The sequence below is a fragment of the Enterococcus sp. OL5 genome (assembly GCF_006491895.1).
Taxonomy (GTDB): Bacteria; Bacillota; Bacilli; order Lactobacillales; family Enterococcaceae; genus Enterococcus_D; species Enterococcus_D innesii.
Map to the genome: position 1 here is coordinate 41,062 of NZ_VHIL01000017.1, position 26,487 is coordinate 67,548.

Here is a 26,487-nt window from a genome sequence, read left to right on the forward strand (position 1 = left end):
TTACGCCTTTCCTGATGAGCCAAACAACTGCATACAAGCGGCGACTTCTTGCTGAATGTAAGTTTGCGACCATTGTGCAACGTCACTAATAAACACTTTATTGGTTTCTTGATTCAATTTTTCTTTCATCGCCATCGCCGTGTCATAAGCCATCGTACTATAGTAATTAATTTTAGAAATACCGAGAGACACCACTTTTTGATATTCTTCTTTAGTCAAACCTGAACCACCGTGCATCACTAGGGGTACCGTCGTTATTTTTGAAAGTTCGTGTAATCGTTCAAAATCCAACTTAGGGGTTTGCGTGTATACGCCATGAACCGTTCCAAATGCCACCGCTAACATATCAATGCCGGTTTTTTGTTCAAATTCTTTCGCATACGCTGGCATCGTAAATGTTTCACTAATGTCTTCATACTGCACCGAATGGTCATTCACGATGCCACTCTCCCGGTTCATTCTGCCCAATTCAGCTTCCACACTTACGTTTAAAACATTCGCAATACGAACGATTTCTTGTGTTTTACGGATATTTTCTTCAAACGAATCCCTTGAGGCATCCATCATGACGGACGAGAAACCAAGGTGCATCGCTTCAACAATTTTTTCAAAAGTTTCACCATGGTCAAAATGCACCGCAACAGGCACACAGGCTTGCTTTGCCTCACGAACCATAATCTCTCCAATACAATTCAACGGTACATACGCTTCATGTCCTTCTGCAAATTGAAGAATGACAGGCGATTTTTCTGCTTCCGCTGCTTGGATGACGCCCCGAATCATTTCTAATGTCGTGACGTTAAAAGCACCGACACCATAACCTTCTTTTTTTGCTTTGCTTAACATTTCTTTAGTATTGACTAATCCCACATTCCTGCACCCTTTCTAATTACCATTTGTGCGTGATACAAACGCTTGTAAATTTTGAAACTTTCTTGATAAGCATGTACTTGTGCTTTTTGCGGATAAAACGTTTGTTGACGGTGACAATTTTTGGTCATTGCCTCTTCCAAACTTGGCATCACACCAGTTGCTACACCAGCTAAAAGAATCACTCCCATGGTTCCAGATTCTTTCACTACCAATTGCGAAACTGGTTTATTATAAATATTAGCCTTGATTTGTAGCCATTTATCTGATTGAGAGCCCCCACCTGATGCAATGATTTCATCAATCATGATGCCCGCTTGTTCAAGCTGTTCGAGATTGATGTTCATTTCAAAGGCAATGCCTTCCAAAATCGCCTGATAGATGGTATGACGAGTGGTCTGCGTCGTCAATCCATAAATTAACCCACAAGCAGCATCATCTTGATACGGTGTCGCCGCCCCACTAAAATGCGGCAACACATAGACAGTAGACGGTTCTTTGGAAAAGTGCGCTTCCAGCTGATTAAAATCCTCATACCATTCATAATGTTTCCGAAACCACTTCGTTAGCGCCCCACCATCATAAATATAAGCGTACGTCGTATATAGATTTTGTTGGTATGGCACACAAGCATAGCCTTTAGCCAACATTTGCTGACTATCAACTGTATCCAACTGAAACAACGGTGTAATACAATCAACCGTCCCCATCCCATCCAGCGCTTGTCCTTCTTTGCAAACGCCTGACCCAATTGCACAACAAACTTGGTCATGCCCGCCCATTACTAATTGAATGCCCGGATTCAGACCTAATTCATGCGCTCGTTCGTCCGAAATTTGACCAAAAATTTTCCCAATCTCAACCAGCTTGGGAAAAACGGCTTCAGACAGACCGACATACGTTACTAAATCGGTATCCCAAATTTTTTCTCGGTAATTCAGTAAATACGTACGAGCCGCTAACGAATAATCGACCGCCTTAACACCACTTAACTGATAATAAATAAACGTACTGATGGGCATAAAGGAAGCAATTTTTGCAAAAAGTGTCGGCCACTCTTTTTTAATCCAAAGTAATTTAGATAAGGAATAACTTTTATTCACGGATAAACCAGTCACTTGTTGCAAGCGCGATTTGCCGAATTTTTGTTCTAACTCTTTGGCTTCCGTACTTCCACGCTCATCCGCATAAAGCAATGTATTCATCAGAGGCTTGTCCGCTTCATCCAATAACACAAACGACTCGCCAAATGAAGAAATACTCAGCCCTATAATCGGTTCTGGACTTACTTGAGCCACTTCTTGTAAGACACTTTTGGTTTGATTCCAGATTTTTAAAGGATCCAATTCCTGCACTTCTTCAGAAATAGCCACATACGGGCGATAAGCAGCTGTGATAAACGAACCGTCTGCTTGCGCTAACGTTGCTTTCACTCCGGTTGTCCCTAAATCAATTCCTAGTAATGTCATGAATCGTTCTCCTTTTCAACTTTATTTTTCACCACTTGCAAAGATGGATTATTCACTTTTTTATTCAGCTATTTAATCTTTGTACAAGTCAAACACAGCAATCCCTTTTAAAGCCAACTGCGCTCTCAAGTAATTGTGATGAAATTTTTTATCGCTAAAGAAATTCTGAGCCAAGCCCCGCGCATCAACTACTAAATCATATTTATTTTCCAATAACCACGCTTGAAATTCTTCAAACGTCTGGTCTTTCTTAATCCCTGTCAATAACCAAACTTTTTTATTTTCAAATAACGTTTCATGCTGATTCATCCAGTCAATAATTTTATTTTGGTCATAGGATTTTTCAGAACCTTGCAAGAAACTCAAAAAACTCTTGACTGCCAATTCATTCAAGTTATCGCTATAATAAATATTCGTTAATTTTTCATTTTTCATCTACATGATCCTCCGCTATTTTTGATAAAGTCTGTCTAAAAGTTCAATCCTTGGGGGCAATTTTTAGACAGACAGGTAGTCAAAAGCTATTTATTGCGTTTTATTCATTTTACTCGCTTTCTTCAATGTTCATTGCAACCGCACCGACTGCATCTGGTGCAGCATTTGCTTGACTCGCTTCACGTTTTTTCTCTAAATCAGACATCATTTGCGGTTTCACATCATCAATTTTATAGAAGAACAGCAAAGCGGATGCAAGTAACATCCCAATCGTAGGGACTAAAGCAAAAGCCACTTTAATATGGGCGATGGTTTCTGGTGTTTGTACTTCAATCCCCGATTGCAAACCAGCTATCGTTAAAATAATACCGCCTGCAAAGGTACCAATCGCTGAACCAGTATTGTTGAAAAAGGAGTTAACACCAGCAATGACCCCTTCCATACGTGGCATCCCTTTCCATTCATTGTAATTAGCAGCATCAATCAACATATTGGTAAACATATAAGAACCTGCTAAACTAGAGAATCCCCAGAAAATGCCGGCAATAGCTAACGCCACGAAATTTTTTGGAAAGAAATACAAGCAAAAACTAGTAATAATCGACGAAAGTGAAGTCAATTGAATCAAATGTTTGACAGAAACTTTCTTTAGAATTGTTGGGAAGAAAATCATTGCAACCATCGGCACCATCCCAAATATCGCAAGGGTTCCCATTACCGATAAATCACCAGTCACATACTGATAATAATACGTATTAAGCGACAAACCAGTTGTGATATTCAAAGTCAATTGGAATAAAAACAACGGTAAAATATTTTTATTCATTTTAAAGAGTGCTAAGATGTCTTTGAATTTTACGACATCTGTGTGTGAATCAATATCGTCATAGACTTCTTTCACAGTGAAAAAGCGTAACAAGCCTAAAATTGTCATTGGAATGGCAATCATCAATGTAATTCTTGACCAAGCGCTCGCGTCTGACAAGATTGGAAAAAGAAGTCCTGGCAATTTCATATTGAATAACATCACGACACCGATTGAAAGAATACCACCGTAACCATTGATTTTATTGTAAATTTGTTCATTATTAAACGCGCGAACTTGATAAGGTAACCCTGCCGCTTGCATCAATGAGCGAGCCACACTCATGGCTAACGTATAGAAAACAAAAATCCAAAGATATTTCAAAGTGTTAGAAAGTCCTAATGGTACAGAAAATAGCGCCCATGTACTTCCCCACAACAAAATAATGAATAAGTCATACGGACGACCACGTCCCCATTTCGTATTGGTCCGGTCGATAATCATTCCGAAAAATAAATCCACTACACCATCCATAATTTTTGTTACTAATAAGACCGTTCCGACAACGCCGGCATTTAAACCTAAAGCAGATGTACAATACATCATTAAGTAACCCAAAACGACAAATTGCACTGCTAAGGAAGTACCTTGAATAACCCATGAGAAAAACTTCATTGGTCCGATTTTTGTTTGTTCTTTGCTCTTGCTTTTTTCCATTTGTTCTCATCTCCATATCAAATTTATTCGTTATAAAGAAACATTCCCACTTGAAATCGACGCCTCAGTCCCTTCAAGAGGTAACCACCGAAGTACGGCTTCAATTTGTTGATCCCAAAACTGCCAATTATGCCCACCTGCAGTCTTAGACCATGTCACATCAAAATCAAACTGCGACAATTTATTTCGAAAAACTTCATTGGCCTGCAATAAATCATCTTCTTCTCCACAAGCAAGGTACACACGCGGTTTTTCTTTCTCTGTTGGATAATTTTCGACTAAAAAATCATAATCATTTTCACTGCCAGCCAACATATCTAAATCACCAAAAGTTGTTTGATAGTACGTACGACTAAACGGCCCTTGCGTCTCATCCGTGGCTTGTAGAATCGTATCAAACACTAATGCGGAAGAAAGCGCGCAGATATGACTAAATTTATCCGAGTGTTTCAATCCATTCACAATAGCGCCGTACCCTCCCATGGATAACCCACCGATAAAAGTATCTTCCCTTTTATTAGAAACAGGAAAACTTTTCTGTACAAAATCAATTAAATCGTCAACAAGATATGAACTATATTTTTCCCCAGAAGTCGGATGATTAATATAAAAATGATTCTCACCTGAAGGCATCACTACACATAATTTTTTTTGAGAAGCATAGTCAAGTAATCTCGTATGGTTTACCCAATCGGTATGATTTCCTAAAAAACCGTGCAATAGATAAAGTGTTTTAAAATTGCCTGCTTCTTGATTGGTTGGTTCAAATGGTGAAAAGGTATCGGTTGGTAATATAGCTGTCAATGGAACCGTTCTCATTAGGCTTGGTGATAAAAAATTACACGTTAAAATTGCCATTACTCTTCGCCTCTTTCTTGTTAAGCAACGTGTTAAACCGACTCTTTAGGAAATATACCTAAATAATTTTTCCAATTACTTTTTTCAGATATCTCTGCTTTTTACGCTTTATCAACCCTCTCTAAATGCATGCATCCTCCAAAATTTCTTCTCCTTTCCTTCACTCACTATCCTCTTTTAATCATGAAAATGAGCAATTAGCACTGTGTTGCAAATTCAGTTACAACCCTTGATAACACTCATTTTCAAATCGTTTGAATCCATATTTCGATTCGATTGATAGCGTTTTCTTTTCATTGATTATTTTATCTTTATTTGCTTTAACTTCAATTACGTGTATTATTGCTTTATGTACGGTATTGTGACCTTAAGTTCTTAGGAGGTAGTTTTACATGTTAAACGAGATTGCATTAAAATACTTGGAAGCCTACAACAGCGTGGAATCCAAACAAAAAAAAACAGGGAAAACGATTATTGAATTCCCTTTAGCTTCGTATCAAGAAGAAGCCAATAACTTATTCACTTTTTTTGATGATTCCTATTTTTTAGATTTTAAATTGTATCTTTCTAAACATAATCGCTTTGCCGATTTTCCTGAACATCGCCATAACTTTATCGAAATTAATTATGTTCTCAGAGGAAGCTCTACACAAAAAGTCAATGGTGAGGATGTGTATTTGCAAGAAGGCGATATTTTATTGATGAATCAAGGTTGTACCCATTCATTAAAAAGGCTGGAGGAAAATGATTTGTTAATCAACTTAGCCTTTTCATTTAAAAGTCTTGATTTATATTGGTTGGAAGAACTCGAACCCGCACATGCTTATATTCTTAATTTCCTGATTCACGACCCTGAAAAAGGCAGCAACCAATATATTATTTTTAATGGGCGATCTAATCCAGATGTTTTAACTATTTTCGACAGCATCATTAATAAATATTTTACCGGCGTACATTTCTCAAAATCAATTATCTACAGTTACTTTGATATTCTGATGATGGAACTATTATCCAATACCGAAGCAGACATTCGCGAACCGCTTGCGCTTGGGAAAAATAATCTGTTTAATCTATTTTTAGACCTCAATAAAAATTTCCGCTCCATTACGCTAGCCGGTTTGGCGCAAAAATATGGCTACCATAAAAATTATCTTTCAAAACTAATCAAAAAAATATGTAGTCAGACCTTCTCTGAAATTGTCACTGAAAAACGCTTAGAACGGGCTGCTTTTTTGCTTACCTATACGCAATTATCCATTCAGGACATTTTAGAAGACATCAATTTGAACAACCGAGGATATTTCTACGAAGCTTTTAAGAAAAAATTTGGGATGACTCCATTTGAATTTCGAAAATCAACTCATCAAGCAGCCTCTGAACAAAACTTTTTAGACAAATAGGCGCTTCTCTACACCTAGCACACAAAAAAAACGACTCTTTAATTCCAAGCATCTAGCAACTGCCTGCAAAGTCATTCTGTCAGCAACACAAATATGACTTTGTAGGCTGTCTTTTTTTCCATCAAAAAAAACGTAAATAAGTCACACACACCGCCTTCTTTGAGAGCGCCAACTAGCCAAGCACACCAATTGATGTTGGTCTATCCAATCGGTACAAGTCTTTAGCTATAATTAGTTCAGCTCTCTTTCACTTCAGCTCGTCTTCACTTTCGGTTTCGTCCATGCTTACATCACGGCAATTTTCCGAATGGTATTGGCCGTCCGAATCGTAATTTTTTTACTGACTTTTGAACGAGCCGTTTTCGACCACCAATTGGTTTTTTGATAGGCTTCACGAACAAAGGACCAAAAAATGGTATTTTCAAAATGTGCCACTTGTTCATACGCCGCATGCGGTGCACCCAAATCTGCGATTACCTCGTCATAAGTCAGCGACGGGAATAACACAATCAAGTTATCATACATTTCTTTCGAAGAATTTCCCCACCACTCCGGAGCATTTGCTAAGACGGCTTGTAACTCCACTTGTGCAAGCGTGCAAACCGGGACATTTAATTGCCAATGTTCTTGAATCAACGCACTCATTTGTTGCGACAATTGTAGCGTATCGTCCGTTGCACTCGAAAAAATCACATTGCCACTATTTAGATACGTCATGACTTCTGAAAAACCATTAACACTTAGTATTTCTTTTAATTCTGGCATAGAGAGTTTATTTTTCCCACCGACATTAATCCCTCTTAATAACGCCACATACCTTTTCACATCTGCACTTCCTTGTAACCAATAAATAGAATATCATTCTTTTAATGTATGCTAATCAATCACTGAACACCACGGAAGAAAACAAACACGTATCATAGATATAAATGTAATGGCATAGTGCGGGTTTTAATTTCAGCCTGTATCATAGCCAAACAAATCGAGTTGTGTCGCTGTTTTTGGACGTTCTGCCAACTTGTTTAGAGTTTCTTGAATAAATGTACGTTCTAAATTAAACGAAGCTGTCAGCGCCTTTATATAGCTTTCTCGTTCTTCTTTTTTTAATTTAATGATCGATAGCAACAATGATTTAACACTAGCAAGTTGAATACCACCATTTCTTCCTGATTTAATCTTAAAGAAAATCTTCTGGTTCGCCTTCAGTACCTTCAGCAATTTATCTAATGTCCGTTCAGGAATGCCTAGCGCTTCTCTAATCTCTTTTTTAGTCGTCACTAAATAAGGCTTGTATACATAGCTTTTTTCGCTAATATAAGCCATTAAATCTTCTTTCCATTCTGACAAATGAACACGTTGACGTTCACTTCTTTTTTTCTTGAATTTAAACCACCCTTGACGGACAAATAAATCTTTACTGGTTAAATCACTTGATACCCAAGCTTTGCAAAGAATGGTAATGTATTTCCCTATTAGCCCCTTGATAGTTTTCTGAATAGGGGTACATGGAACATAGAAACGAAAATGCACGGTAGGAAAGCGAATGAATGTAGTATATTTCTACAAATCATTCGCTTTCTTTATTTTATATATGGTTGGTCGAGAGAGACCATTTTCTTTGGAAATCTCTGCAACTGGAACTCCTTGCTTTAACATGTCTACCCTGTTTTATAAACTAATCGCTTTTGCGGATCTGTCGAATCAGTAGAATATTCAATTGGTCGACCTTTATATCGTCCAGCTTTTTTAGCCAATACTACGCCTTGACGCTGGCGTTCACGGATCTTTTCACGCTCATTTTGCGCAATATAACTCAGTAGTGTGTTAAACGCAACTGAAAAAGGGGCCATTCGATGATTTAAAAAGGGGCCAAAAATTATTTTAGCCAATTTTTCGTATCTTCCACCCGAAAAGATGGGCCACTAAGATCCAATACATGAGCCCGATGGGCCAAACGGTCCACCATAGCCGCTGTAAGCATTGGATCTTTAAAGGTTTCTTCCCATCGATCAAAGGAAAGGTTCGTTGTAATAATCATCGAACCAGCAGCTGTTCGATTTGAGAGTAGATTAAAGAGAATCTCGCTCCCAACTTGATCAAATGATACATAACCAAGTTCATCCAAAATAACCAAGTCATACTTTCCAAAAGGTCGTTTATAAAAGTTTAGTTGATTGGCGCTCATGGATTCTTTCAATTCGATGACGAGATTTGGAATGTTAATAAATAAAACACTTTTCCCTGAAAGACAAGCTTCCATTCCTAAGACAGTCGCTAAATGCGTTTTTCCAATACCAGGATTTCCCATCAGAATGAGATTTTCCTTTTGATCAATAAATTTCAGGGTTTTTAATTCGCGTATTTGTTTTTTTACTTTGATCTCTAAATGGCTATCCATATAATCATCGAAAGTGACTTTATTGGGTAATTTGGATTGGCGAATTAATGTCTGAATGCGGTTATTTTGTCGTTGCTCAAGTTCTACACTGAGCAACTGAATTAGAAATTCCTCATAGCTTTGATCTAAATCAATCGCTTATATGTTAATCACGCATTGGCCAGACTTGTTGTTATCATTACAAAAAAATCAAGAGAAGCTGCCTGTTTCTCTGGTCTTTGATTCTGATAGTGCTCATACCTTTATGATAAAAAATATATTAGAACTAAGCTTTCCGAATATGTTTCTTTTTACCGTTGAACAAAATTATGACAGTCTTTCGGATTTAGAAAATAGACCCCTGCACCAGCTAGTTATTACCAATATCCCTAATCTCACCTTACCAAATAAAGAGACTATTTGTATTTCCTTATATCCTACGGACAGAGAGTTAGAGAACATTTATCACTATTACTCCAAAAACCGAGAGAACGATATGCTAGTTGAGTGATCCTATCAAAAAAATGTCGAACCCTTGAGCGCTCAAAGTTATTTTGTTGCCCCAAGACATTCGATTACGAATCACATCAGAAAGAAAATTATCCATTTCTATTGTTTCAAATGAGCTTAGGATCACACTCTGACAACCAATAAATAGCAAAACAAGCGAGCCGAGTGAAGGATTCGCTTGTTTATAATCAATTCTTTTTAATTTTACCTAGGATCACTTCAAATGTTTCAAAGGTATCTATGTCTAACTAGCATAGCCACAACAAATATTTCTTCTCCTTGTATGTCCATTCAATAGTAGGGTAAGCGGATAGGAGTTTGTCGAACCTTGCATGTTGATCACTAGACGCTAATCGCCAGCGTTTTTCAAATATTTTTTTCTTCTTCCATTATCGATCCCCCAAAAAAGAGCGCTGCCTGAAACTTCAATAACGGGCAGCGCAAGTCTAATTATGCAGATCTAAGTATAGCATAACAAACATTTATGAAAAAACTTTGAACATAGAAAACATTCCTGAATAACGACCAACACAAAAACTATTTAAATAGATCCGAATGACTACCTGTACGTTCAAAAATGATTGTATTATCATAATAGTAGAAGATAACCACCCAGTCACTATTTCGACCACCTATGTGTATATCCCATCGTTTAGGAACGAGATTTTTTGGTTCTAACGGGTGAAGTTTGTACTCAGTGCCTAACTCTTCTTCATTAATAAGTAGTTCCATAGCGACTTGTAATTTCTTTATAGGCTTACCTTGCTTAATTAACTTTTTAACATCTTTATCAAACCGTTTCGTCGTCCTATAATTCAGCATGCTCTTCCTCAAATGCTTCTTTTTTCATTCTAGTAAAATAATCGTTCAATTCTTCTTGGTTGGACAAGTCGCTTTTTTCAATTATTTCTTTGGTTTCTTTAAAAGCTTGCAAGGTCTCATTCGTAGGTTGAAATGAAACTGTTTCAATGTCAAATGGAAATTTTCCAGTTTTAACAAATTTAGTTAGAAATATTTTCACTGCAGTAGACGTGTTCATTCCAACTTCGTCAAACATTTTGTCAGCATCATTTTTCAATTCATCATCAATTCGAATAGTTGCCATGATAATTCCTCCCTTTGATAAATTCATCATACCACAAACCATCTCATTTGTATACAACCCTATACAAATGTATATAAATTTCAAAATCTAATAGATAGTGAATGTTCGTCCATCTAATTACTGACATTTTTTTCTAATACGCCGACTAATCGAGGCTCGACTTAGTTGTTCGCACTTAATGCACTCTTGGATAGTGGAATATCTCCTGAGCTGCTGCTTCTCTTCATCGAAAACAGCAATCCCATTCACTTTTTTAAAATCAATGCGTACAGAGGAGCCATCAATAACCAGTTCACCTAAATCTTGGACTTTTTTAACTGTCTTGGGACAATCCATCCATTCTTTATCCGAGGTAAGCTTCAAAATCTGAGTATACACTTCTTTATTCCTCAATCGTTCACCACCTTTAATACTTTTTCTTCAGCAGCTTGCTTCTTAATTCGATTTAAAGTAGATAAAGAGATTTTCATCTTTTTTTCCACGTCTCTCATACTGTGGGTTTCCATTAGCTCTAATGCCAGTTTGTAATGATCATTCAGTACACGTTTTGGTCGACCTTCTTTGTAGTTCTTTTGATTGGCTCTATGCCATTGTTTACCCTCTTGTGTTCGGGTAACGATTAAATCTCGCTCAAACTGCGCAAAACTTCCAAGCATGTTCATCATCAGTGTCTGCATTGAATCATTTTTATTTGGTTCAAAGGTGAGGGAGTTATCTAAAAAAGTAATGGTTACGCCAGAACTGTTCAACTTAGATATAATGCCATTTAAATCGACAATACTTCGAGCCAAACGATCAATTTTCGTCACTAAGACGAGATCACCTTTTTCTACTATTGATAGTAGTTCTTCTAATTCTTTTCTACCTTCTTTTTTTGTACCCGTATATTTTTCACTAAAGATTTTATCAGCACCAGCATCTTCTAATTTAAAAATTTGCGTTTTGTAATCTTGATTGCTGGTACTGACTCGGGAATAGCCGTAAATTGCCAAATTTCGCTCACTCTTTCTGGACATAAGTTTCTGACACCTGTTAAAGTCAAGTATATCAAGAAAATTTGAAGGGGTCAAAAACTTTTGAGTTTCTGATCCTTATCTTCATTATGCCTTAAATGACATTTCAAGATCTTGGAAATCATAGATATTCTCATCTATACTTTTTATTTAAGAAATTTGATAAATACTTTGCTTGTCGTATATGTTTCTAAGAAATTATTACCTGTTTTAGTTTTTTCTAATAACTATTCCTTCTCAACTTTTGAGAATTATCAATAGATATAAGCGATTTAATCCCTCCTCAAAGAGGATACTCAAAACTTTCGAGTCTAACTTACCAACATAATTAGTAATTTTATGTACAAATTAGGACATTGTATTTTTTGAATATCACATTTGAAAATTGTGTAAGTTGGTGGTATAATTTATATAAATATCTATCGAAACGTTTCGATAGGTTGGAAAGGAGATAGAGATGAAATTAGATTCTGAAAGAGAGATTCAATACATTTATAAAAAAATCAATGATTTAACTGAAAAAGACTATCTATCAAGCTACGTTTTCAAAATTAATCAAGTATTATCTGTACACATCTGTAACAAAGTCTGGAGATATACAGAAAAACACAAAAATTTCATGGGCAAAATCAAGCATATATTTTTAAAAACAGATTTTTATTCTAATATGAAATATATCAACGATGAACTATACTCTTTGCAAATTGATGAGTACAATAGAGCGGTTATTTGTTATAAATGTGATAAATATGAAGTTCTTTTTCTTTATAATAATTATGTAACTAAAAATGATACCGTTATCAAAGAACTTGAGTTATTACAGAATAAGTTTCCAATTGTAGATTCGACAACAGACACTTTAAATAAAATAATTCGTGAAAAAAAATCCTTATCTAGATTTGGAGATGGTGAATTTAATTTAATATTAAAAAAAGACATTGGATTTCAGAAACATAGTGATCGATTATCGAAAAAGCTTATAGAGATTCTTACATCTCAGAAAAATAGCATACAAATTTCCATACCTGAGTTTAATTCTATGCACAATAATATACCAAAATGTTTTGGGGATTTATCATTCTGGGAGCACTATTGGTACACTAATTTCGATAGCTTAAAAAATTATTTTACTCGTCCTAGTTATGGTAATACGGATATGACAAGAAATACGGTATTTTTTGAAAATACAATCAGTGAAATAAAAAAAATATGGCAAAGAAAGAAAGTAGTTTTTGTCTATGGTAATAAGTCAAGATTTAATACCGACAGTGTCCTCTTCGAAAACATTTGTGAAAAATTCGAAATAGAGTGCCCAGCGACAGATGCTTTCTCTTCTTATAGTGAAATAAAGAAAAGATGTTTACAGTTTTCAAAAGACACCCTTTTTCTAATATCATTAGGACCAACTGCTACAGTACTATCTTACGAACTAGCAAATTTAGGCTATCAAGCAATAGATATTGGGCATTTAACTAGCTCCTATGAACAATATTTGGGAAAAATTTCATTTCCTGAGTCATTACCTATAAAATGAATAGAAATATGGAAAGAAAAAATACATTAAGTTTGATCGTGATCGGAATTTGTATGCTCGTTATAATTTTTTTAAACTCTTTTCTTATTTCAAAAATAAATATAATTATTGGTCAAATCATTGATTTTATGAAGCAAAAAATGTATCTAGAAATCCATAACATTTTGAAGTACCTACTTATATTATTAACAGCTTTTTTTATCCTAGATATTTTACAATCTTTAATCACAAAGTTTTTCTTAGAAATATATAGTGCCTTAATAAAAATAAATAACTTTAACAAAATATTATATTTAAACCCCTTACATTTTCAATTGTCAAATGAAAGAAATTACTTTACAAATGTTTTTTTGAATGTAATCGAAAACTATTGTAATTGTATGACTACCTTCTTTACTTGGCATTTAGTTTTAATTCTAAATGGAATTGTTGCATTAGTATCTCTCTTTAAGATTAATCATGTTTGCACGCTCGCATTGCTGATAATATTCCCGACATTCAGTATATTTTTCTCTAGGATTGCTAATCGAATTGCAGACTCCCAAACAAAAATTTACAAAGAGCAAAAAGAACAGATTAACTTTGTTTACTCTATTCTAAAAAATATATTTAAAATTAGAAATTTAAAAATAGAAAATTTCATGCTTTACAAATATAAAAAATATCTCGAATTAATTTTTATGAGCCAGAAAAGATCAAATTTATCAGATGCATTTTTATCGATACTATCATACTTGCAAAAATGTTCTATTGCAATAACCTTGTTTTTAATTGGTTTTTTGCGATAAAAAATAATATATTAACGATTGGGGAGTTCGTTTCTTTTATTATTTTAGCCAATATTGTTAGGAATCCGATAGAACTTTCTGGCGAAATTATTAAGAATTTGCGTTTAATCAAAATGAACAGAGATGAAATAAATAATTCTTTTTCTTTCTCAAAGATAGCACAAGAAGTATCAAATCTATTAGTCTATGATCAAAATTCAAAATATTGTATAGAAATGAAAAATGTCGAAAATCGTATAAAAGACAAGTTAATTCTAAAAAATATTTGTATTAAATTAGAAACGAATAAAAGCGTAGGGGTGTTCGGTGAGAGTGGATCTGGAAAAACAACCTTACTAAAGGTACTCACTAAAAACCTTCCGTACAATGGACAAATACTTGTATTAGATAATGAACTAAAGGATCTATCTTTTGAGCAGGTAAGCAATTTAATGGCCGTTAGTTTTCAACATTCTTCTTTTTTTCCTGGAACATTGAAACAGAATATTGTCAATAAACATAGCAATCTTAACAAGATGAGCAATTACACTGAAAAATCAAGTTTATTCTATTTTCTAAAAAACTATAATTTAGAAGGGGAAATAAATAATTATAATGAACAATTTTCAGGTGGTGAAATGCAACGTCTAAGTTTGTTATCGACTTTTATTACAGAAAAGAAAATTATCCTTTTAGATGAACCTACAGCATCTTTAGATTTAGAAAATGAAATTATGGTGACCCTTGAAATAAATAAATTGAAACAGGAAAAAATAATTTTAACAACATCTCACAAAAAAACAACGTTATGTTCTCTGGATTATCTGTACGGAATTAAAGACGGGGAAATAATTGAAGAAGGTAGTCCTTATGAATTATGTACCAAAAAAAATAGCTACTTCAAATAAATTTTGCAAACTAATATTTCTAGTTTTTCCTATGAATTTAAAAATTCTTTCAAAGCAATTTCTTTTTCTCTAAAATCAATTGAACAAAAAAAAATTTGCTTTCATGCTTGCTACCATTTTGTCTTTAGGAGATATAATCGTATCTTTTTTAATGCCTATTTTTTATAAGAATATACCAGATATCGTACAAGGAAAAATTAATGTATCAAAATATTCTTTACTGTTTTTTTTACTACTTTTTTTATTAGTTGGCTTAGTTATAGGTATCAGTAAGTTTCTTCAACAACAACTTTTACTTTTTGGGTATTCTAACCTTAGCTATAAAATGTTAAAAAAAGTTTTACTGACTGATTTAAATGTATTATTTGATTCTTATGATATTCCAACCATTATAACGCGATTAGTTAAAGACACAAATAAGTCTGTTTCATTATTAGGATCTTATTCCTTTATATCTTTAGTGAAGTTCCTTGTTATCTTCATAATTGGAAATATTATTTTTATAAAATTTTCATATGTATTTTTATTGGTAAACATTTTATTGTTAATCATCTTGTTGATCAATTCATGTATATTAAATCCTTTGATTCGAAAATTAGAGAAAGAAAATAAATCCCAAATAGATGACTCTATAAACTTTGTATCTAATTCCGTATCATCTCTACCAGCAGTACGTATCAACGAAAGTCAAAGTTTATTAAGTGGCATATTTTTTGTTCAAATAAAAAAAATAATTAAAAACAGAATAATATCAAGTATATTCACTGGCTTGTATCATTCGATCGGCGAATCGTTAGTATTCGTTGCAAAAATATTTGTTTTGCTGATAACTCAAAATTTATTCAAAAAAGAATATGTATCCTTTGATGATGTCATATTTTTAATTACTTTGAATGAACTAGTTTCTCAATCATATAAAGACTTAGCCACTTTTATACAATATATACAAAATAGTATTGTTTCAATAAAAAGAGTAGAAGAAATACTGCAAATCAATAGAAAAAAATCTGAAGAAATCTCTATTGAAGAATCACAAAACGTGGCAATTCAAATAAAAAACCTATGTTTTACTTATAGTAGTTCAAATAACATATTTTACAACTATAATCTTTCAATATTTAAAGGTGAGCATGTAGCAATAATAGGAAAATCAGGAGAGGGAAAATCTACACTAGCAAAGTTGTTACTATCCCAACTGAGGCCAATTTCTGGAGAAATAATAATTAATGGAGATATTTTAAATGTGGATCAAAAAAATATCCCCTTCTATATGTCACTAAAAGAAAACATTGTCTTAAACGAACCATTTGATTCTTTTAAGTTCTCGGATGTTCTCGAATTATCATCATTAAACAATACAATTATGCAAAACCAAATAAATATAGAAGAAAATATTGCGTATATGTCTGGCGGCGAAGCACAGAAATTAGAATTTTCAAGGTTATTCTATCATAATATGGATATTTTAATACTTGATGAGGCTACTTCTGCATTAGACAAAAATTCAGCAAAGTTAATTATCGAAAATCTAGTATCTAATTTTAGAGAAAAAACAATTGTCTTCATTACTCATGATCTAGAATTATTGAGTTTAGTCGATAGAGTAATTGAAATAACATCCTACAAAGGAGAATAAATATGTTACTAACTGCCTGTATTCTTGAATTCAATGAAAGTGACCGCCTAAAGGAAACAATAGAAAATGTGGATCAATATGTTGACGAAATTGTCGTTGTAAGCAATGGCCAATTTGATAAATCAATAACAAGTAGCAATAATAAGATAAAACATGTTAATGGGAACTCACTCGAATATGATTTAGCTAGAAATTTATATTTAGACCAAGCTAATGGTGACTGGATATTAGTTATTGATTGTGATGAAAGAATATTTTCACATGATTTAAAAAAACTCCGAATCCTATTAAATAACACTAACTGTGATGCACTTATTACTCCTAGATACGATTATTTAGGAAACGGAAACTGGGCACAAATCGAAGTGCTCAGAATCTTCAAAAACAATAAGAATATTAGATACAATTCTTCGCCTATTCATGCATCTGTATATACTTCAATTAAAAAGAATAATGGAAACTTCAAATATGAAGATATAGGTTTCCATCATTTTGATCTACTAATTAATGAAAAAAAGAATATATCAAAAAGAATGAGAAATATTGAATTGTTGGATAAAGAAATAAATAAGCCAGAGCATTCCGTATTTCTGCATGCAATGTTAGGTCTTGAACTTGCAGCATTAGATAACTATTCTTTAGCGCTAGAACAGTTTGATATTGGATATTCTTTGAATAGTCAAAGCGCAGCATTATTTAAAGCACAATTACTGTACGATTTGGGTGAATTGAAAGACTCCCAAAAGATTTTAGATGTTATTGTTAAGACAGATGATTCTTTTCTTCTTGATAAGATTTATGTCTTGAAAGCTAACATCCTACTAAAAACGAACAAAGAAAAAGAATTACAAGAAATGGTAAAATTCGCATTAAAAAAATATCCAAACTCAATACATTGGAATATAAACGCAGCATATCTTACAAATGATAAAAATGAAAGAAAGTCTTTAATTTTAAAAAGTCTAACTATCAACGCAAACTTAGCTAATCCCTTTATATATAAAGATATACAGGAAAAAAACTTGTTTTGGATACAACGATCATTATTAGATTGTGTAAATAAAAGTTTAGAAATGGAGTGTTACGAGTTATATGGAAACTGATCATAAAGGAAGCGGTATTATTTTAGTGTCAATGATTGAAAGAAAGATTTTGACAGTTCTACATCCTGAAGGACATATTGGTTTTCCAAAAGGAGAAATAGAGACGACAGATATCTCAGAAGAAGCGGCCGCTCTTCGAGAATTGTATGAGGAAACGGGTCTAACGCCGAATTTTCTTTTAGATACAGAGAAGTATTTCTTTACTGAAAAATATAAATCCTATGAAAACCAAAAACAAATAAAGTATTTTATCGGAATTATTTGTAACCCTTACTTATTGAAAAACTCTGGCACCTTGGCAGCAGCTTGGTCTTCAATTAATGAATTAAAACAAAACAGACTCTTTCTATCTCAAGATGCTTTAAAATTTATAGAACCTCTAATAAAAAAAGAAATTTTTTTTCTTGCGAATAGCGGTAAAAGAAATACTTATAACTTGGGTAATAATCAAACTTACTCTAAGCACGCATATTCGAGAATCGCCCCTTTAAAACTTTATTTTGATGACCTACAAATATTTGGTACCCCAAATACTATAGATGCCTACTATATCGAAAAAATTATTCATCTATCTAAAAGCAATAAAAACAAAACTTTGTTTTTATCAGAAAATAACTTAACAAAATGCTGGTCTGCTGTAAATATGATACCCTTTTTAATGACTAATCACTCAGAAGTCATTTTGGAAACTAAACCTTCTGGATGTCAAATTGGTGAAAGACCTATAAATTTATATTTAGAAATGTTAGAAAATTTTGGTCATGTAGTTAATAATGATTCTAAAGACATTTCAATAAAATTTAAAAAATGTATACAATCCAGTATTAATTGCTTTTTAGAATACCCATCGTTCACGGCTACTTCAATGTTTGTCTATCTTTGTTTGATATCGAATGTTTCTTATGCTTCGCTTGATAACAGTTCAATAGAGCCAGAAATAATTTTTCTAATTGAAACATTACAAGAATTCGGTTTTAATATATCTATAAATTATGAAGAGAGAAAATAGAGTTTTATAAAACAAAAAAAATACCAACAATTAAAAGCGTTAGTATTCCTCCAGATAGAAATGTTATTGTTACAGAGATGATAGATTGTTTAACATCTTGCAATTCTTATACATTTAATCCTTCTTCGATGATTGATCCATTATTAGGTGTGTTAGCTAAATTGGGGTTTGATATAAATAGTAACATTGTATCACCAAATCCAGTCAACGATAAAGGTGAACTAGTTGAAGCAAAATGTGGTTTCTATCCAAAAATATGTAGTGATTGGCAACCATTATTGGTAGCTCTATGCCTTAACTATAAGCTACGAATTGATATACATGATGAAATTTTTGAAAATAGATATCAGTTAATTAAACATATAAGTTCAGTTAACGATAATGTTCTATACGATATTGATTCTAAAAATAATTTGAAGATTCGTTATAAAAATGTCAATACTGTTTTTAGCAAAGTAATGAAAACGTTTGATTGTTTGAATATTCGAGACGGAGCTGCTCAACTTATTTTGTCAAAGAATGGGACAATAACCACCTTCACCAATATAATTCAAATATTTAGAGGTTACGAATATATAGAACAAATTTCGCCAAATGTAGCTTCTAAAGGGAGGTTTTTATTTGAATAAATTTGAATTTAAAAAGTTTGCACAAAAACAAATAGAACAGAATCTGGATTTGTTTGAAAATGATTTGATCTTATTAACCGGATCAATATTTTTTAAACATGATAATGACACATTTAATGATTTTTTTAATGGTAAAAAAGATGTAGATATCCTTTTAATTCGCACTGATGAGAATTTTGATGTCTCATTAGAACCATTTCTGTGTGAATATAATATTGATATAGTAACAAAGACTATTAAATATGGTGCTGGTCGAAATTCTATAAATGTTAAAATATTGAAAAGATCTAGTTTAATTAATATTCTGAATTTTAACCAAATAAGTTTTACAAGCTATCGTAAAAATTCTTTAAAAAAATTCAAACCTACTACTTCATTCTTTGGAAATACCACTAAAAATAGAGAAGAAATTTCCTTCGACTATAATGAGATTGCAACATCAAATGGTTGTTTCATAAAGTATCATTTTAATCCTTTTAAGTCATATGTATATTATCTAAGCGATTTACATTCAATGTTTTTGTTTTGTGAGATTTTAAACCAAGATCAGAAAATGTTAAGTATAATTAAGAAATTTCAAAAGGATCTTCTTTTAATCATTATGACTTCACCAATAGAAAAAATAAACTCTTTATTCAAGTATTTCGTAGATAAGCATTCGATTACACCAATAGAAATACTTCTAAAATTACTTAGAGATTATAGTAGAATTAACATACTAATCAATACAGCAGAGTTTACTATAGATCTTTATTTTTATTTTAGAATAATTAAAACTAACTTGGACTATTTACAAAAAAGTTTTGGGTTATTGATTGATGATTTAAACTATATTAATATTGATTTTTTAAAACAACAATTTAATTCTGTTTCATCAGTATACACTCATATTAATGATATTGCATGGTTGGATACATTAAGGACTACAACTGTAACTGAAGTAAAAGGTGGGTTAAATATTGCTGATTTACTAAGCCATTCTGTTCAAAATTCGCTTGTGAAAGATAAAAAAGAAATTACTTATACTATAACCGACTTTGACATTCTGTTTGGAAAAAATATCAAAACTTCATTTTTTTTTAATTACTCAATTCATGCTAATACTTGCGATTTAGATCTAATAAAATTTTTTTTAAAGGCTAAGGATTCAGATATAGATTTTTTACAGAATCAATTTCTAGGAAAAACTAAAAAAATCGCTTCTATTGAAGATAAATATAAGATTGTTTGGGAATTATTAAAGTTTTTAATAGGAGAATCCTTTGATCAAAATTCTAAATTAAAGGAATTCCATATTAATAACCTAAAAGAATATATAGTTATATCTACTGTAAAAGGTGTAGAATTAATAAATTTATTGTCGCATAATTCGCGTTTAAATCTAAGCAAAAAAAATTACGAGCTATGTTTCATGATAATGCGGTAAAGATTTACCCTGAACTAGAAATAGTTAATGAAAGTTTTGTTATTAATAAAAATACAGATATACAGATTGGAAAAGGAAAGGTTGTTGAAATTGAAGTTCTCAGCGAAAAGCGGTCTTAATATAAAAGAAAACTCTTCTTTTGGAATTGTCATCTGGGCCAGAAGTAGCCCCAAAAAAGCATTTGAAGTAATTATAACAGAATGCAATAATTGCTTTGGCTCTAAGCCGTTGTTTGTTGTTGACGATATTTGCCCTCAGATTATGATGGGATATACAGATTCATATCAAGAAAAGCTAAGAGATCAATATCGAAATTTTTTTAAAGAACACAGAATAAACTATGTATTTTTGAGCAATCATGTAAATTTAAGTAAAGAAATATCAAGTAAAAAAATTTTGGATTTTTATAAGCCAATTAGTGTTAATCAGTACAAAAATATGCTTCCATTATCTAAGAGAAGAGGAGACTTTAAATTAATAGAAGTTATTCATACTTACTTAGAAATTAGAGCTATTGATTTAGCCAAGGAAAGAGTCGATTATCTTATTTTCGGGAAATTTAGTTTGAATATTGCCTTTTTCTACAATAAATTCTGTTCTCCTTTGGATTATGTAATATTAGACAAAATTTAGTAATATAAAAAAGAGAGTACAGCCATTATGATTTTAATAACGGCAGTACTTCCTCTTTTTACTTTTAAAAATATAATATTAATGTCTAACTTTTAGATACTTATCGGCCTCTCCTTTCCCGTGTATATCTTTTACTACTTCATATCCTAGTCTACTTTGTGCTATTTTTTTCTCAGGACATTCTGTATGGAGTTTTTTAATTATACTTATCTCTTCTAGTGATAAAAATGTAAGTCTTTTTAAGTATTGAAAGACATCTACTTCAGAAGAGCTCATTAGGTAATTAAACAGTTCCTCGGATGATGTTTTGTTAATATCTAACCAAATTGCGTTTCCTTCGCTTTTGCCAAACTTTTTTCCATTACTGTCTACCACTAAAGGCATAGTAAATCCAAACACTTCTTTTCCCAAAGTTTTTCTAACTAATTCGATTCCTGTTGTGATGTTCCCCCATTGATCTGATCCAGCAATTTGCAAATTTATATTATATTTTTCTGTCAAATATTTAAAATCATATGCTTGTAATAACATGTACGAAAATTCAGCAAATGATATACCTGATTCTAACTGACGCTTTACTAAGTCTTTATTAATCATGTATGAAACATTAATATGCTTACCAACATCTTTTAAAAATTCTAAACTATTTACATCTTCTGTCCACTCTATATTATTTACAACTTCGAATGAAAATATTTTTTTAATCTGCTTTTCTAGAGATTCTGAATTTTTTTTTATAATATTTTTCTGTACTTTTTCTCTTTCTGCAGTTCCTCTTGGATCACCTATTAATCCAGTTGCTCCACCAATAAGAATAAACGCTTTATGGCCATTCATCGCCAATCTTTTCGCTGTAATAAGAGAGGAGTAGTGCCCTAAGTGTAGGCTATCTGCTGTAGGATCAGTTCCAATATAGAAATTCAATTTATCTTTATTTAGTTTATCACTGAGAAATTCGCTTGAAGAATCTTTTATAACTCCTCTACCTAGTAACTCCTCATACAAGTTATCGTTCATCCCGCTTCTCCTTGCTAAAAAATTTTAGTTAATTAAAAGTAATAAAAATACTATAATTAATCAATTTGTATTTTTTCTTATTGTTAAAATCATGAAAATAATTATTAATATTCAAACATCAAAACTAATTATCACCTAAACCTTCAAACCATTTCTCTAAAGATTTACTACGAATAATACAAAATGAGATTTACCCATATAATACCACAAACAACCGCAAAAACCTAAATATACCAAGGTTTTGAATCAATGAAAACAATCTCGCCCATATATATCAAACTAAAATCGATCCTTGGAGAATGTAACACTACACCATGCGCATACTGTTTTCCATAAGATAAGACAAAAATGATTATATAGAGGGCACGTTAGATATTTAACATAAGAACAAAATTGTTCTATTCAGATGAAAATACTTTTAAGTACCTGCTTCACTAAACTGTTCGACAGTAAATAAATACTTTGATCTCTGTAGAACAAAAGAAATGACTAAACGAGTTACATTCTATCAGGATCTTCTAAAACATAAGCGAGCCATTATCCAAGCGCTCATCAATATGCTTATTATTTGTACATAACAATCATTATTCAAAGAATCCCCATACTTTAAAAATGTTATTTCTTATCTTTTAAAGGATAAATCTCTTTTATATGAAAGAAATGTCTTTCTATTTGCGAAGGGTCTGCTCTATTTTAAACTCGGGGAAAACGATCATGGAATTTCATTTATGAATACTAGTTAAGATGTATTTGAAGTGCTTGATTATGATAATCTTTTTTTAATTATAAAAATTACCTTAACAAATTAGTGAGTTGATTTATTTCATATAAGAAAAAACATCAGCAACCTGATTTTATTCCTAAAATTAGTTTCCAAGCATTCCGTTTTTTTCAAATAGCTTTATTCCGTCTTTTGAGTCAATTATTATAACCCTTTTCCAAATCCTCAATCTAATGTAGATTGACTCTATTTTTAATTTTCCGTATATACTTTTAACCTCATATTCTGTTCCATCATTATTTTCAAATCAAGTCCTCCTTATTTTTCCAAATCTTATGTTCATTCTTCTTCATGAACATAAGATATAATTTTTGGAACTCAGGACGTGTTATATTTATTCTGTTAACCTTTCTTAAAATAGTTTTTCTACTTTTTATTCTTTCATCATTGTCAGCTGTCGTACTAATTTTTATTTCTAATATTCACTAGTATAACTGTATGGTCAGCTTAAATTCGAACAGAAATTTGATATTAGTATAGGGTCAAAAACTATTAAGTTTCTGCCCCCCTTTTTTAATCCCCCGAACAGTCTATCGAAATAAAAACATTTCAACAATTCTTTTTTATGAGATTTTTTCTTTCAATTATAAGATTCGAAAAATATTCTGTTTGTTGTTTGGTCTTTAAAGAACTTATTGCGTGATTTATTAATTTTTTCAAAGCCACTTCTCCATATTCGTCTTTTATAAATTCTATAAAAGGAATACTAGGTCTGTAAGCACGTGCTAATACATTCTGAGAAAATTTAATTTCTCCTACTTCCAAATATCCTTTGTTTAATAATTTTCTTATCACAGCAGCAGTCGTATTTTCGTTTAGGCTTGGCATTCTTTCTAATAGTTCATGTTTAGTTAATGTCTGGTTGAATTCATATAAATAGAGAAGAATATGATATTCAGATTTACTTAATTCTGACATAATAGTCTCCTTACCTTTTTCCGATGCTTCGCTATTTGTAAAATATCAAAGCGACTACTAGTAAAAACACATATATAATAGTATCTACTGTAATCCATTGTTTCCTACCATCAGTTGATTTAGTAGAAAAATAGCAACTTATACCATACAGTATTAAAAACAACGCTGCTAATGAATAACCATTCAGCCAATCAGTTAAGGTTATAACTATCAGGATTAAAACTAGTGGAACCATATATAGCCATGCATACCACTTTCTCATATGATAAGGTATCTTACTATAGTTTGTTTTCATGTACATATTCTTCTTACAATATATATCTAATGAGGAAGTGCTAAGTAAACAGCAAAAAGAATAAGAAAAATCCCTACTATAATAAGACTTTTGTATATATAGTTACGTTTTCTACGAGATATTCCTATAATAGTTAAATATATACCTAGTATCATTGAGAAGATCATTACAAAAAATCCCATTCTACTCATTCCTTTCAAGATTGATAACACGATCATGACGATTAGCTACATCCATATCATGTGTTACTGTAATAATAGTAGCATTGAATTCCTTATTCATCTCAAAAAGCAACTCAATAATGCGCGTTTTATTTTCAGAGTCTAAAGAGGCAGTAGGTTCATCTGATAAAATAATTTTTGGTTTCATCATTATTCCTCTCGCAAAAACAGCTCTAGATTTTTGTCCTCCGGAACACTCAAGTGGCTTTTTCTTTAAGATAGATTCAATTCCAATTTTACTAGTAATTCGTTTAAAATGATCTTCAGCCACTGGATCTTTTTCAAGTCTTGCATACATAAGTGGTAATTTTATATTATCTTCTATTGTAATAGAGTTTATCAACGATGACTCTTGTAGAACAAAGCCAATTTTTTGGTTTCTCCATTCAGCCAATTTTTCTTGTGAAAGATTTTTAGTAACTCTATCAAAAAGTGTATAGTTACCTTGGTAGTCGTTATCAAGTAAGCCAAGTATATTTAATAAAGTAGTTTTTCCGACTCCAGATTCACCTGTAATAGAAAGTTTTTCTCCTGGCTCTACTTCCAAATGAAAGTCTTGTAAAATAACGGACTCTTTTTTCTTATACATTTTTTGTTTTATATCCAACTCAATTATACTATTCACTGCAATACCCCCAAGGAAATTGGTATTTTCTTTATTCTTTTTAATAATGCTTCAACTAGGACAATACATATAATTATATCTATACCAACAACAACAAGTAATGCGATCCAATCCGTATCAATTAATCCCAATACTCCATAAGTTGCAAAAATGGCATCTTTAATTAGCCAAGACTGTTTTCTAGTAATTGCTGTGATTGCCCACACTACTATTACATTAAATGAAAAGAGTATTCCAAAGTAACTATAAAAAATTTGCCTTAACTTTGTGTAACTCAAACCAACCAATAGATTAATTGTAAACTCTTTTATCATTAATCTAATACTCATCAAAGTGTTCCATATAGCTAAAATTGTAAGTGCTATGAGCGTAATAAAAGTAATGGCAAAGATTATTTTTAATGAATTAGTATAGTATTCCTCGAAATATTCAAAATTTTCTTGTTGACTAAAAAAATTGAATTTTAATCCTGATTCCTCTTGAATATAGTTGCTAAGATTCATAGCCTTTTCCCTAGTAGAATTGAGAAGAACTATATCCATTAAACCATTTACCTGAAGATCAAGACTAGAATCTTGGATAAACTTTTCATTTATTGGTATGAATATTGAAAAATTAAAATAATTTTTCGAGTTTGGAGCATAAAAATTTGAGCGGTAAGTATTTTTAGCCAAAATCCCTGAAACTTCTAACCTAATTGGACCATTTAGAACGGAATCATCTATTTCAATAGTTGAACCAATAGGATGCTCTTTAGCTAAACCGAACCCGATTAGAACTGGAATTGCATCTTTTTTGTAGTCATAATCAAAATTCAGTGCCTTCCCTTGAGTTATTTCAAAATGATTCAGTTTATAGGATTCTTCATTCAGGTAATTTAATGATATTTCCATATTGGCATTGTTAGTTAGGGAGGTAATAAACCCATCAACCCGAACAGCATAATCATAGTTTTTGTTTAAATAGTCATAGATTTTTTGAGTATCAGTTATCTCAATATTATCAAAATTAGAATCACTGTACGGGTCCAAATTAGAAATAAAATTACCATTTTTATTCAAAATTTCTATTTCTTTATAGCCTTGATACGTTGATGTTATTGAACGAGCAGTAATAAAAGAAAGGTAATTAGCCACGAAAAGTAACGCTATCATGCTAAAAACAAATATTGGTCTTTTAAAAAAAATTTTAGTTATAAAAAATTTAAATATTTTCATTTTTTCGTCACCTGACCCGAACTTATTAATATATAAACCACAAGAATAGCCAATAAATATAAGTTTATTGAAATACTTTGTTTATATACACGTTTTAATAAAAACGAAAGCAAGAAACTAAAATACGAGAAATAGATAGACTATTCAATATATACCTAGATACTATTTTTTTAGAACGATCTCCCACAAGTTTATAACGGCAAATTACT

25 protein-coding genes and 3 pseudogenes are annotated in these 26,487 nt (G+C 31.9%); 10 read left to right on the top strand and 18 right to left on the bottom strand.

The window, feature by feature from the left end:
* From FJU10_RS16355 to FJU10_RS16375, 5 genes are all read right to left on the bottom strand, one after another.
* Nucleotides 1-870: a class II fructose-bisphosphate aldolase gene (locus FJU10_RS16355; RefSeq protein WP_140966395.1), complete on the bottom strand. Its 870-nt coding sequence runs from the start codon at nt 868-870 to the stop codon at nt 1-3.
* Entirely contained in the window at nt 861-2,339 is a 1,479-nt protein-coding gene (locus tag FJU10_RS16360; protein ID WP_140966396.1) for an FGGY-family carbohydrate kinase, read from the bottom strand. Before FJU10_RS16360 ends, FJU10_RS16355 begins: the two co-directional genes overlap by 10 nt.
* A gap of 72 nt (nt 2,340-2,411) precedes the next feature.
* Nucleotides 2,412-2,774: a hypothetical protein gene (locus FJU10_RS16365; RefSeq protein ID WP_140966397.1), complete on the bottom strand. Its 363-nt coding sequence runs from the start codon at nt 2,772-2,774 to the stop codon at nt 2,412-2,414.
* 109 nt (nt 2,775-2,883) lie between these two features.
* A complete protein-coding gene (locus tag FJU10_RS16370; protein ID WP_140966398.1) occupies nt 2,884-4,296 on the bottom strand; it encodes an MFS transporter in 1,413 nt (470 codons plus the stop codon).
* 30 nt (nt 4,297-4,326) lie between these two features.
* The gene (locus FJU10_RS16375; protein ID WP_140966399.1) at nt 4,327-5,154 is read right to left on the bottom strand and encodes an alpha/beta hydrolase; all 828 of its coding nucleotides are present in this window, start codon (nt 5,152-5,154) and stop codon (nt 4,327-4,329) included.
* A gap of 392 nt (nt 5,155-5,546) precedes the next feature.
* Between FJU10_RS16375 and FJU10_RS16380 the strand changes: the two genes are divergently transcribed.
* Nucleotides 5,547-6,554, top strand: a complete 1,008-nt coding sequence (locus tag FJU10_RS16380; protein WP_140966400.1) for an AraC family transcriptional regulator — start codon at nt 5,547-5,549, stop codon at nt 6,552-6,554.
* A 285-nt stretch (nt 6,555-6,839) separates the two neighbouring features.
* Here FJU10_RS16380 and FJU10_RS16385 read toward each other — a convergent pair whose 3' ends face one another.
* From FJU10_RS16385 to FJU10_RS16420, 8 genes and pseudogenes are all read right to left on the bottom strand, one after another.
* A complete protein-coding gene (locus tag FJU10_RS16385; protein ID WP_140966401.1) occupies nt 6,840-7,379 on the bottom strand; it encodes a DUF1697 domain-containing protein in 540 nt (179 codons plus the stop codon).
* Between the two features lie 132 nt (nt 7,380-7,511).
* Nucleotides 7,512-7,877: a hypothetical protein gene (locus FJU10_RS16390; protein WP_223273102.1), complete on the bottom strand. Its 366-nt coding sequence runs from the start codon at nt 7,875-7,877 to the stop codon at nt 7,512-7,514.
* Nucleotides 7,878-8,114: 237 nt separating this feature from the next.
* Nucleotides 8,115-8,377: pseudogene (locus FJU10_RS16395) on the bottom strand (helix-turn-helix domain-containing protein); the annotation flags it as partial.
* 53 nt (nt 8,378-8,430) lie between these two features.
* Complete coding sequence (gene istB, locus FJU10_RS16400; RefSeq protein ID WP_223273106.1) at nt 8,431-9,087, bottom strand: IS21-like element helper ATPase IstB; 657 nt, start codon at nt 9,085-9,087, stop codon at nt 8,431-8,433.
* An 891-nt stretch (nt 9,088-9,978) separates the two neighbouring features.
* Nucleotides 9,979-10,263, bottom strand: a complete 285-nt coding sequence (locus FJU10_RS16405; protein WP_140966402.1) for a type II toxin-antitoxin system YafQ family toxin — start codon at nt 10,261-10,263, stop codon at nt 9,979-9,981.
* Complete coding sequence (locus FJU10_RS16410; RefSeq protein WP_140966403.1) at nt 10,250-10,546, bottom strand: type II toxin-antitoxin system RelB/DinJ family antitoxin; 297 nt, start codon at nt 10,544-10,546, stop codon at nt 10,250-10,252. Before FJU10_RS16410 ends, FJU10_RS16405 begins: the two co-directional genes overlap by 14 nt.
* 117 nt (nt 10,547-10,663) lie before the next feature.
* Complete coding sequence (locus tag FJU10_RS16415; RefSeq protein ID WP_140966404.1) at nt 10,664-10,939, bottom strand: hypothetical protein; 276 nt, start codon at nt 10,937-10,939, stop codon at nt 10,664-10,666.
* On the bottom strand, nt 10,936-11,562 hold the full coding sequence (locus FJU10_RS16420) for a recombinase family protein (protein WP_140966405.1): 627 nt from the start codon (nt 11,560-11,562) through the stop codon (nt 10,936-10,938). Before FJU10_RS16420 ends, FJU10_RS16415 begins: the two co-directional genes overlap by 4 nt.
* Before the next feature lie 454 nt (nt 11,563-12,016).
* Here FJU10_RS16420 and FJU10_RS16425 point away from each other — a divergent pair, with 454 nt between their 5' ends.
* The 8 genes from FJU10_RS16425 to FJU10_RS16465 all read left to right on the top strand — a co-directional run bounded on the left by FJU10_RS16425 (nt 12,017) and on the right by FJU10_RS16465 (nt 21,204).
* Entirely contained in the window at nt 12,017-13,093 is a 1,077-nt protein-coding gene (locus tag FJU10_RS16425; protein WP_140966406.1) for a GT-D fold domain-containing glycosyltransferase, read from the top strand.
* Between the two features lie 901 nt (nt 13,094-13,994).
* Nucleotides 13,995-14,768: an ATP-binding cassette domain-containing protein gene (locus tag FJU10_RS16435; RefSeq protein WP_189372377.1), complete on the top strand. Its 774-nt coding sequence runs from the start codon at nt 13,995-13,997 to the stop codon at nt 14,766-14,768.
* 103 nt (nt 14,769-14,871) lie between these two features.
* Entirely contained in the window at nt 14,872-16,404 is a 1,533-nt protein-coding gene (locus FJU10_RS16440; RefSeq protein ID WP_140966409.1) for an ATP-binding cassette domain-containing protein, read from the top strand.
* Nucleotides 16,405-16,406: 2 nt separating this feature from the next.
* Nucleotides 16,407-17,507, top strand: a complete 1,101-nt coding sequence (locus FJU10_RS16445; RefSeq protein WP_140966410.1) for a glycosyltransferase — start codon at nt 16,407-16,409, stop codon at nt 17,505-17,507.
* Nucleotides 17,497-18,516, top strand: a complete 1,020-nt coding sequence (locus FJU10_RS16450) for an NUDIX domain-containing protein (protein ID WP_140966411.1) — start codon at nt 17,497-17,499, stop codon at nt 18,514-18,516. Before FJU10_RS16445 ends, FJU10_RS16450 begins: the two co-directional genes overlap by 11 nt.
* 128 nt (nt 18,517-18,644) lie before the next feature.
* On the top strand, nt 18,645-19,145 hold the full coding sequence (locus FJU10_RS16455) for a hypothetical protein (RefSeq protein WP_140966412.1): 501 nt from the start codon (nt 18,645-18,647) through the stop codon (nt 19,143-19,145).
* Nucleotides 19,138-20,571 carry a hypothetical protein gene (locus tag FJU10_RS16460; RefSeq protein ID WP_140966413.1) on the top strand — a complete coding sequence of 478 codons (1,434 nt, stop codon included), beginning with the start codon at nt 19,138-19,140 and terminating at the stop codon, nt 20,569-20,571. The genes FJU10_RS16455 and FJU10_RS16460 overlap by 8 nt, the downstream gene beginning before the upstream one ends.
* An 84-nt stretch (nt 20,572-20,655) precedes the next feature.
* A complete protein-coding gene (locus FJU10_RS16465) occupies nt 20,656-21,204 on the top strand; it encodes a hypothetical protein (RefSeq protein ID WP_140966414.1) in 549 nt (182 codons plus the stop codon).
* A 78-nt stretch (nt 21,205-21,282) separates the two neighbouring features.
* On the opposite strand, the gene tyrS is transcribed toward FJU10_RS16465, so the two are convergent.
* Complete coding sequence (tyrS, locus tag FJU10_RS16470; RefSeq protein WP_140966415.1) at nt 21,283-22,221, bottom strand: tyrosine--tRNA ligase; 939 nt, start codon at nt 22,219-22,221, stop codon at nt 21,283-21,285.
* A 596-nt stretch (nt 22,222-22,817) separates the two neighbouring features.
* Between tyrS and FJU10_RS19880 the strand changes: the two are divergent.
* Nucleotides 22,818-22,964, top strand: a pseudogene (locus tag FJU10_RS19880) (hypothetical protein); the annotation flags it as partial.
* A 123-nt stretch (nt 22,965-23,087) separates the two neighbouring features.
* On the opposite strand, the pseudogene FJU10_RS19490 reads toward FJU10_RS19880, so the two are convergent.
* The 4 genes and pseudogenes from FJU10_RS19490 to FJU10_RS16490 form a co-directional block, all read right to left on the bottom strand.
* Nucleotides 23,088-23,234 (bottom strand): annotated as a pseudogene (locus FJU10_RS19490) (DUF3977 family protein); the annotation flags it as partial.
* Between the two features lie 317 nt (nt 23,235-23,551).
* On the bottom strand, nt 23,552-23,920 hold the full coding sequence (locus tag FJU10_RS16480) for a BlaI/MecI/CopY family transcriptional regulator (protein ID WP_140966416.1): 369 nt from the start codon (nt 23,918-23,920) through the stop codon (nt 23,552-23,554).
* A gap of 478 nt (nt 23,921-24,398) precedes the next feature.
* Nucleotides 24,399-25,061 carry an ABC transporter ATP-binding protein gene (locus tag FJU10_RS16485; RefSeq protein WP_140966417.1) on the bottom strand — a complete coding sequence of 221 codons (663 nt, stop codon included), beginning with the start codon at nt 25,059-25,061 and terminating at the stop codon, nt 24,399-24,401.
* Nucleotides 25,058-26,278 (bottom strand): ABC transporter permease, encoded by a 1,221-nt coding sequence (locus FJU10_RS16490; RefSeq protein ID WP_140966418.1) that lies wholly within the window; start codon nt 26,276-26,278, stop codon nt 25,058-25,060. Before FJU10_RS16490 ends, FJU10_RS16485 begins: the two co-directional genes overlap by 4 nt.
* Nucleotides 26,279-26,487 lie beyond the last annotated feature (209 nt).